The sequence below is a fragment of the Virgibacillus sp. M23 genome, from assembly GCF_034190895.1.
Taxonomy (GTDB): domain Bacteria; phylum Bacillota; class Bacilli; order Bacillales; family Amphibacillaceae; genus Virgibacillus; species Virgibacillus salarius.
The window spans coordinates 1-474 of record NZ_JAWDHA010000228.1 but is presented as its reverse complement, the minus strand read 5'-3'; the positions used below and the strand labels follow the sequence as shown (position 1 = coordinate 474).

General features: G+C 42.2%; 1 protein-coding gene. It reads right to left on the bottom strand.

Annotated features, from left to right (window positions below):
- Positions 1 to 474 (bottom strand): tetratricopeptide repeat protein (locus RVS70_RS22230; RefSeq protein WP_321134885.1); only part of this gene is annotated, 474 nt, incomplete at both ends.

Genomic DNA, 474 nt, shown 5'->3' with positions numbered 1-474 from the left:
GTGTTACGGTTCAGCCCTTCTTCTATGAAATGAAACGCTTTCTGTGTCTGGCCCGCTTTACATAATGTCCAGATTAACCCAAACAAGACTTTCGGAAGCAGATCAGGCACTTTCTCTCTGCTCACTTTCGCCGCTTTTTGGAAATGTTCTACAGCCATCTGATCGTCTCCTGATCTATCATAGCTGTTCGCGATGTTCAATAGAGAAATGGCGAGAAACCGATCGTTTTGAATGTCCATTGCCAATTTCAGCGCTGCTTCTAAATGCGGGAGCGCTTTGCCATAGTGTTTGAAATCATCATAATTTCCAGCGATCACAAACAAGCTTTGTATGGTTCTAATGCTGTATAAGGGATGGTTTTGATAAATGTCTAAGGCTTGAAGAATATGATGCATCGACACATGGGTTTGCTTCATGTGATAATACGCTTCCGCCACTTTAAAATGGAATTCCGCTTTCTCAATTTCATCAGAC